7 protein-coding genes and 1 pseudogene are annotated in these 7,285 nt (G+C 72.6%); 3 read left to right on the top strand and 5 right to left on the bottom strand.

The window, feature by feature from the left end; translation table 11 throughout:
* A pseudogene (locus tag AB0C29_RS25210) lies at window positions 1–253 on the bottom strand (DUF2470 domain-containing protein); the annotation flags it as partial.
* Window positions 254–339: 86 nt separating this feature from the next.
* On the opposite strand from AB0C29_RS25210, the gene rpsD reads away from it, so the two are divergent.
* Window positions 340–948 carry a 30S ribosomal protein S4 gene (rpsD, locus tag AB0C29_RS25205; protein WP_212993645.1) on the top strand — a complete coding sequence of 203 codons (609 nt, stop codon included), beginning with the start codon at window positions 340–342 and terminating at the stop codon, window positions 946–948.
* A 1-nt stretch (window position 949) separates the two neighbouring features.
* On the opposite strand, the gene AB0C29_RS25200 is transcribed toward rpsD, so the two are convergent.
* Complete coding sequence (locus AB0C29_RS25200; protein WP_360824616.1) at window positions 950–2,737, bottom strand: ABC transporter ATP-binding protein; 1,788 nt, start codon at window positions 2,735–2,737, stop codon at window positions 950–952.
* Window positions 2,734–4,509 carry an ABC transporter ATP-binding protein gene (locus AB0C29_RS25195; protein ID WP_360824619.1) on the bottom strand — a complete coding sequence of 592 codons (1,776 nt, stop codon included), beginning with the start codon at window positions 4,507–4,509 and terminating at the stop codon, window positions 2,734–2,736. The genes AB0C29_RS25200 and AB0C29_RS25195 overlap by 4 nt, the downstream gene beginning before the upstream one ends.
* Window positions 4,510–4,702: 193 nt before the next feature.
* Between AB0C29_RS25195 and AB0C29_RS25190 the strand changes: the two genes are divergently transcribed.
* Entirely contained in the window at window positions 4,703–5,332 is a 630-nt protein-coding gene (locus tag AB0C29_RS25190) for a TIGR03085 family metal-binding protein (RefSeq protein ID WP_360824613.1), read from the top strand.
* Between the two features lie 4 nt (window positions 5,333–5,336).
* On the opposite strand, the gene AB0C29_RS25185 is transcribed toward AB0C29_RS25190, so the two are convergent.
* Together AB0C29_RS25185 and AB0C29_RS25180 are read right to left on the bottom strand one after the other, a co-directional pair.
* Entirely contained in the window at window positions 5,337–6,332 is a 996-nt protein-coding gene (locus tag AB0C29_RS25185) for an aldo/keto reductase (protein WP_360824610.1), read from the bottom strand.
* 23 nt (window positions 6,333–6,355) lie between these two features.
* The gene (locus AB0C29_RS25180) at window positions 6,356–6,829 is read right to left on the bottom strand and encodes a hypothetical protein (protein ID WP_360824607.1); all 474 of its coding nucleotides are present in this window, start codon (window positions 6,827–6,829) and stop codon (window positions 6,356–6,358) included.
* 101 nt (window positions 6,830–6,930) lie between these two features.
* On the opposite strand from AB0C29_RS25180, the gene AB0C29_RS25175 reads away from it, so the two are divergent.
* Window positions 6,931–7,285: response regulator (locus tag AB0C29_RS25175; protein ID WP_360824604.1), on the top strand; the 355-nt coding region annotated here is incomplete at its 3' end.

Genomic DNA, 7,285 nt, shown 5'->3' with positions numbered 1-7,285 from the left:
GGCCGAGCGAGGGGGCGCCGGCGACCGGCGGCACGTCGCTGATGTCGAGGACGAGCGCGGTGTCGTCGTTGCCCTCGCTCGGGCGCAGCGCCGTGGTCAGCGCGCCGTTGCGCGGGGCCAGCAGCAGCACCCGGCCCTGGCTGTCGGTCACGTGCCGGACCGGGTACGGGCCCTGCCGGCAGGCGATGTGCGCGACGGCGGGCAGGTGACCGGCGGCCAGGGTACGGGCGACCTCGGCGGGCGTGGGCTGCATGTCAGGTACCTCCGAGCACCGGTTAGGATTGCCTTAGTAAGGTGAGCCTAACCGTACAACACCCCTGATGCGAAGTGAGATCGCCCGTGAACAACTCCCGTCCCAAGGCCCGGCTCTCGCGGGCACTCGGCATTCCGCTGACCCGAAAGTGCGTGAAGTACTTCGAGAAGCGGCCGTTCCCGCCGGGTGTGCACGGCCGGGGACGGCGCAAGGCGTCGGACTACCAGGTCCGGCTGCTCGAGAAGCAGCGCCTGCGGCACCAGTACAACATCAGCGAGGCGCAGATGCGCCGGGCCTACGAGGACGCGCACCGCAAGGAGGGCAAGACCGGCGAGAACATGGTCGCCCTGCTGGAGAGCCGGCTGGACGCCACCGTGCAGCGCGCCGGCCTGGCCCGCACCATCTACCAGGCCCGTCAGCTCGTCGCGCACGGCCACTTCCTGGTCGACGGCAAGAAGGTCGACCGCCCGTCGTACCGGCTCAAGCCCGGACAGGTCGTCGAGGTCCGGGAGACCAGCCGGCAGAAGCCGCCGTTCCAGATCGCGGCCACCGGTGCGCACCTGGACGGCCCGACCGCGCCGTATCTGTCCACGGTGGTCGAGGAGCTGCGCACCACGGTGATCCGCAAGCCGCTGCGCGCCGAGGTCCCGGTGGTCTGCGACGAGCAGCTGGTCGTCGAGTTCTACGCCCGCTGAGTCAGCGGGTCTGCTCCAGCCACGAGGCGAAGAGCTTGGCGTAGATCGAGTCCTCGTCCTGGATCAGGGTGGCGTGCGGGCCGCGTTGCACGACGCGGCCCGCGTCCACCACGATCACCTCGTCGGCGGACTGTGCGGTGGACAGCCGGTGGGCGATCGCCACGGTGGTGCGGCCGCGGGTCACGGTGTCGAGGGCCCGCTGCAGGCGCACCTCGGTGGCCGGGTCGACCGCGCTGGTCGCCTCGTCGAGCACCAGCAGGTCCGGGTCGGCCACGTAGGCGCGTACCAGAGCCACCAGCTGCCGCTCCCCCACGCTGAGCGCCTCGCCGCGCTCGCCCACCGGGGTCTGCAGGCCGAGCGGCAGCCCGGCCAGCCAGTCCGCCAGGCCCAGCTCGGTGAAGGCCCGCTCGAGATCCTCGTCGGTCAGCTCGGGCGCCGCGAAGCGGATGTTCTCCGCCACCGTCGCGTCGAACAGGAAGCCGTCCTGCGGCACCATCACCACCCGCTTGCGCAGGGACGTGAAGCGCACCGAGGTCAGCGGCGTGCCGGAGAGCAGCACCTGGCCGCCGGCCGGGTCCATCAGCCGGGTGAGCAGCTTGGCGAACGTCGTCTTGCCGCTGCCGGTCTCACCGACCACCGCGACCCGGGTCTTCGGCGCGATCTCCAGATCCACGTCGTCGAGCACGACGGGGCCGCCGGGGTAGCGGTAGGACACGTCGGCGAAGCGCACCGACAGCGGGCCGGGCGGCAGTTCCACCCCCTCGGCGTCCGGGTCGGCCACGTCCGGCTCGATGTCGAGCACGTCGAGCACCCGGCGCCAGCCGGCCACCGCGTTCTGCGCCTCGTTGAGCACCTCGGTGGCGATCTGCACCGGCTGGATGAACAGGGTGACCAGGAACAGGAACGCGGTCAGCTTGCCCACGCTCAGGCCGCCGTCGACGCCGAGCAGCAGGCCCACGACCACCACGGCGGCCAGTGCCACGCCGGCCGCCAGCTCGCCGGTGGAGAAGCTAATCACGCTGGTCCGCAGCGCCTTCTGCTGCGCCACCCGCAGGTTGTCGATCGAGGTGTCGAGGCGTTGGCCGGTGCGCCCGGCCACCCCGTACGCGCGGATGACCGTCGCGCCGACCACGCTCTCGGCGACCGCGCCGAGCATGACGCCGGTGCGCTCGCGCACGATCCGGTAGACGCCGGCGAGCCGCTTCTGGAACAGCCGGATGACGATCACGGCCGGCAGGAACGCGGCGAACACCACCAGGGTGAGCTGCCACGAGTAGAAGAACATGACGATCGTGGTGACCACCAGCTGCCCCGAGGTGAGCAGCAGCATCACGCCGCCGGTCTGCAGGAACTGGGTGATCTGGTCGACGTCGCCGGTGACCCTCGAGACCAGCGAGCCCCGCCGCTCGGACTGCTGGTGCAGCATCGACAGGTCGTGGATGTGCCGGAACGTGCGTGAGCGCAGCGCACCCAGCGCGGTCTCGCTGACCGTGAACAGCCGGCGGGTCATCGCATAGCCGCAGGCCGTGGAGACGACCAGGACGGCCAGGGTCAGGCCGACGATCAGCGCGACGATGCCGAGGTCGGGCCCGCCGGGCGCGCGGATGCCGCGGTCGATGCCCTGCTGGATGGCGATCGGCACGGCGACCCGGCCGGCCATCGAGACCAGCGCGAGCGCGAGCGTGCCGATCAGGCCGGGGCGCAGCTCGGGCGAGAGCGCGACGCCGCGGCGGAACGTGGCCAGGGCACCCTCTTCAGCTGCGGGCTTCTCGAGTACGGCGGTGCTCACGCGATGACCTTGCTGTCCTCTTCGCGAGCGGCCTCGGCCTGCTCGTACGCGGTGACCAGGTTGAGATAGCCGGGCTCGGTGGCCATCAGCTCGGTGTGCGTGCCGGTCGCCACCACCCGGCCGTCCTCCAGGTAGACGACCAGGTCGGCGAGCGCGATCGTGGCCCGCCGGTAGGCCACCACCAGGATCGAGGCGCCGGAGTCGTCCCCGCGCAGCGAGGCCAGGATGGCCGCCTCGACCCGCGGGTCGACCGCGCTGGTGGCGTCGTCGAGCACCAGCAGCCTCGGCCGCCCGGCCAGCGCGCGGGCCAGGGTCAGCCGCTGGCGCTGGCCGCCCGACAGCGACGTGCCACGCTCGCCGACGGCGGTGTCCAGGCCCTCCGGGAGGTGGGCGACGAAGCCCTCGGCCTGGGCCTGGCGCAGCGCCGACCAGGCCACCTCGTCGTCGAGCCCCTCGCGGTCCAGCGTCACGTTGCCCCGCACGGTGTCGTCGAAGACGAACGGCACCTGCGGCACCAGCGCCGCCGCCGAGGCCAGGGCGGGCACGCTCAGCTCGGGCAGCGGGGTGCCGTCGATGCAGACCGTGCCCTTGTCGGGGTCGACCAGCCGGACGGCCAGCGAGGCGATGGTCGACTTGCCCGAGCCGGTCGCGCCGACCAGGGCCACGGTGCGGCCGGCCGGGACGGTGAAGGAGACGTCGTGCAGCACCTCGGTGCCGTCGCCGTACGAGAAGCGCACGTGATCGAAGGTGATCTCCGCCGGTCCGGTGCGGGCCGGGGCGGCCGAGCCGTAGGCCAGGTCGCCGTCGGCGCCGAGCACCGCCTGGACCCGCTCCCAGCCGGCCACGCTGCGCGGCAGCTCGGCGACCACCCAGCCGATCGCGCGGACCGGGAAGGCCAGCACGGTGAACAGGAACGAGACGCTGACCAGCTCGGCGACGCTGATCGCGCCGGACTGCAGCCGCCACGCGCCGAGCATCAGCACGGCCAGCGTGCCGACGCTGGGCAGGCTGTCCATCACCGGGTCGAACAGGCCGCGCAGCCGGCCGACCGAGATCAAGGCGTCGCGCAGCTCGGTCACATGCACGGCGAAACGCCGGGACTCGTCGGCCTCGCGGCCCATGGTCTTGACCACCAGCGCGCCGTCGAAGCTCTCGTGGGCGACCGCGCTGACCTTGCCGCGCAGCTGCTGGGCGCGGATCTGCCGGGGTGACATCCGGCGCGAGTAGACCAGGTTGAGGCCGAACAGGGCCGGGAAGAGGCAGACGCCGACCATGGCCAGGACCCAGTCGGTGAGGAACAGCGAGACCAGCGCGGCGGCGATCATCACGATCGTGCCGACCGCGAACGGCAGCGGCGCGATCGGCACGAAGGCGGCCTCGACGTCGGAGTTGGCGTTCGACAGCAGGGTGCCGGTGGCGTGCCGCTGGTGCCAGGCGGGCGGCAGGGCCAGATAGCGCCGGGTCACCGCGCGGCGGTAGCGGGCCTGCAACCGGAACTGCATGTAGCCCGCGCCCAGCCGGCGGCCGAAGATGCTGGCCACCCGCAGCAGGGCGATGCCGATGAACGCGGCGGCGATCAGGGCCATCTCACCGGCGCCGGCCCGGTGCTCGGCGAACGCGGGCACGACGACGTTGCCGATCACCCCGCCCACCACGAACGAGTTCGCGATGACCAGCAGGCCGAACAGGCTGCTGCCGATGGTGCCGATGATGAAGAGCCGGGGTTCGGTCCGGATCGCCCGGCCGAGCACGCGCAGGCCCCGGCCCAGCACGTCCCGACTGGCCCTCTTGGTCAAAGATCCTCGCCCTGAGGTAAGTCCGTGCCGGCTGTTCCGGCCTTACCGGTCCATCCTGCCGAACCGCCCGCGAAACGCCACAGGTTTACATTGTGTCAACAAGCACACCATCGCGCAGCCCCGCCCGCACCACCGCGCGCCCGAACCGCCGTCCGCCTACGATCGGGCTATGACCGACTATGCGCGCGCGGAGCGCCGGCAGCTCGCCGACCTGCTGCACCAGGTGGGCCCGGACCTGGACACGGTGTGCGCCGGCTGGACCACCCGGGACCTCGCCGCGCACCTGGTGGTCCGCGAACGGCGGCCGGACGCCATGGTCGGCATGCTGATCCCGCCGCTGGCCGGGCACGGCGAGCACGTGCGGCTGGCCAAGGCCGCCCAGCCGTACCCGGAGATCATCCAGGAGGTGCGCACCCCGCCCTGGTGGAGCCCGGTCAGCAATCCCCTGGTCGACTCGCTGAGCAACACCGTCGAGTTCTTCATCCACCACGAGGACGTCCGGCGGGCCACCCCCGGCTTCACCCGCCGCGGCCTGGAGCCCGGCGAGCAGCAGGCGATCTGGAACACCACCAAGCTCACCGCCCGGCTGGCCCTGCGCAAGGTCGGCTTCGGAGTACAGGTCGAGGCGCCGGGCTTCGGCACGCTACGGATCGGCAAGGGCGAGCCCCGGGCCACCGTCACCGGTGAGCCGGGCGAGCTGGCCCTGTTCGTCTCCGGCCGGCAGCGGGTGGCCGAGGTGCAGGTCACCGGCGAGTCCGACGCGGTCGCGAAGCTGACGACCGCCCCGATCGGCCTCTGACCGGCTACTCCCGGGTGGCGGAGACCCAGTTCGGGTCGCTGTGGTCCGACCGCGGGCCGACCACCGCACCGGCCAGCTCGTCGAGCAGCGCGAGCTGCGCCGGATCCAGTTGTACGCCGAGACTCGCGACGTTCTCGTCGACCCGGGTCGCGCGCCGGGTGCCCGGGATCGGCACGACCGGCAGTCCCAGCTGCTCACCGCGGATGCGCAGCCAGGCCAGCGCCACCTGGGCGGGCGTCGCGCCCACCTCGGTGGCCACCCCGCGCACGCCCTCCACCACGGCCTGATTGCGGTCGAACGCGGAACCGGAGAAGCGGGACAGCCCGGCCCGCCAGTCCCCCGCGATCGCCGCCTGGTCCAGAGTGCCGGTGAGGAAACCCCGGCCCAGCGGCGAGTACGGCACGAAGCCCACCCCGAGCTCAGCGGCGGCCGGCACCACGGCCCGCTCCACGTCACGGCTCCACAGCGACCACTCGCTCTGCACGGCGGCGATCGGGTGCACCGCGTACGCCTGCCGCAGCTCGGTCGCGGTCACCTCGGACAGGCCCAGGTGGCGTACCTTGCCCGCGCGGACCAGCTCGGCCATCGCCGCGACGGTCTCCTCGATCGGCACCCGTACGTCGCGGCGGTGCATGTAGTAGAGGTCGATGACGTCGATGCCCAGCCGGGCCAGGCTGGCGTCGCAGGCCTGCCGCACGTACGCGGCGTCGCCCCGGGTGGCCATGGTGCTCAGATCGCCGTCCACGGCGGTGATGCCGAACTTGGTGGCCAGCGTCACCTCGTCACGGCGGTCGGCCAGCAGCCGGGCCAGCAGACGCTCGTTGCTGCCGGCGCCGTACAGGTCGGCGGTGTCCAGGAAGGTGACGCCGACGTCCACGGCGTGGTGCAGGGTGGCGAGCGACTCGTCCTCCTGCGCGGGGCCGTACACGTCGGCGAGGCCCATCGCCCCGTAGCCGAGGGCGCTCACGGTCAGGCCGTCGCCCAGCTCGATGGTGTGCATGACGACCACTCCAGCACAGTTGCTCAGTCGTCGGCGAGCAGGGCCGGGATGCCCGCCCGGCAGACGATCTCGAACTTCACCCGGTCCTTGCCGCCGCCGCCCTGGGCGCGGAACTCGCCCTCGGCGTCGTCGTCCTGCAGGCCGCGGTCCTGTTCGTGCAGCTCGTAGCCCTGCCGCGGCGACATGCTGACCACCTCGGGACGGGTGCCGACGCAGCGACCGACGACCGTGCCCGCCCGGGTCGGGAACGTCTGGGTGGGTGGGGCGGCTGACACCGACGGCGTGGCCGCCGGGCGGCTGCCGGACCCCTGCGAGGCCGACGGTGACACGGCGACCTGGCGGGCCAGTTCGTCGGCCACCTCGGCCGCGCTCAGCGGACGGGTCTCCGGCGTGGTCAGCCCGTTACCGATGACACTGACCGCCGCGAGACCGACCAGCACGGCGAGCACCGCCGCGCCGAGCCAGCCGGCGGTCACCAGCAGCATTCGACGATTCACCTGACCGACTATGCCGGGCGCCACCCTAAGCCGGGCCCGCAGGGACGCTAAGGGACGGTTAAGAGCGTCGTCGGGCCCGGGGTGGCGGGTTACCGTGCAGCGTGGCCCACCTCCTGCTGATCGAGGACGACTCGGCGATCCGTACCACTCTGCTCCGTGCCCTGCGCGAGCGCGGCCATGCCGTGGCCGCCTCGCACACCGCGATGGACGGCCTGCGCACGGCCCTGGCCGAGCGGCCCGATCTGGTCGTGCTCGACCTCGGGCTGCCCGATCTGGACGGCCGGGAGCTGCTGCGGATGCTGCGCGCGGTCAGCGCGATGCCGGTCATCGTGGCGACCGCGCGCGACGACGAGGAGGAGATCGTCCGGGTGCTGGACGCGGGCGCCGACGACTACATCGTCAAACCGTTCACCGCCGCGCAGCTCGACGCCCGGGTGCGCGCGGTGCTGCGCCGCG

The organism is Actinoplanes sp. NPDC048791 (assembly GCF_040650095.1).
In the GTDB taxonomy this organism is placed as follows: Bacteria; Actinomycetota; Actinomycetes; order Mycobacteriales; family Micromonosporaceae; genus Actinoplanes.
This window is presented reverse-complemented; position numbering and strand designations above follow the sequence as displayed.

Bases quoted from the DNA above. Each gene is read 5' to 3' on its own strand.
- AB0C29_RS25190 (WP_360824613.1), top strand. From the start codon at position 4,703: ATGACCGACTATGCGCGCGCGGAGCGCCGGCAGCTCGCCGACCTGCTG.
- AB0C29_RS25185 (WP_360824610.1), bottom strand. From the start codon at position 6,332: ATGCACACCATCGAGCTGGGCGACGGCCTGACCGTGAGCGCCCTCGGC.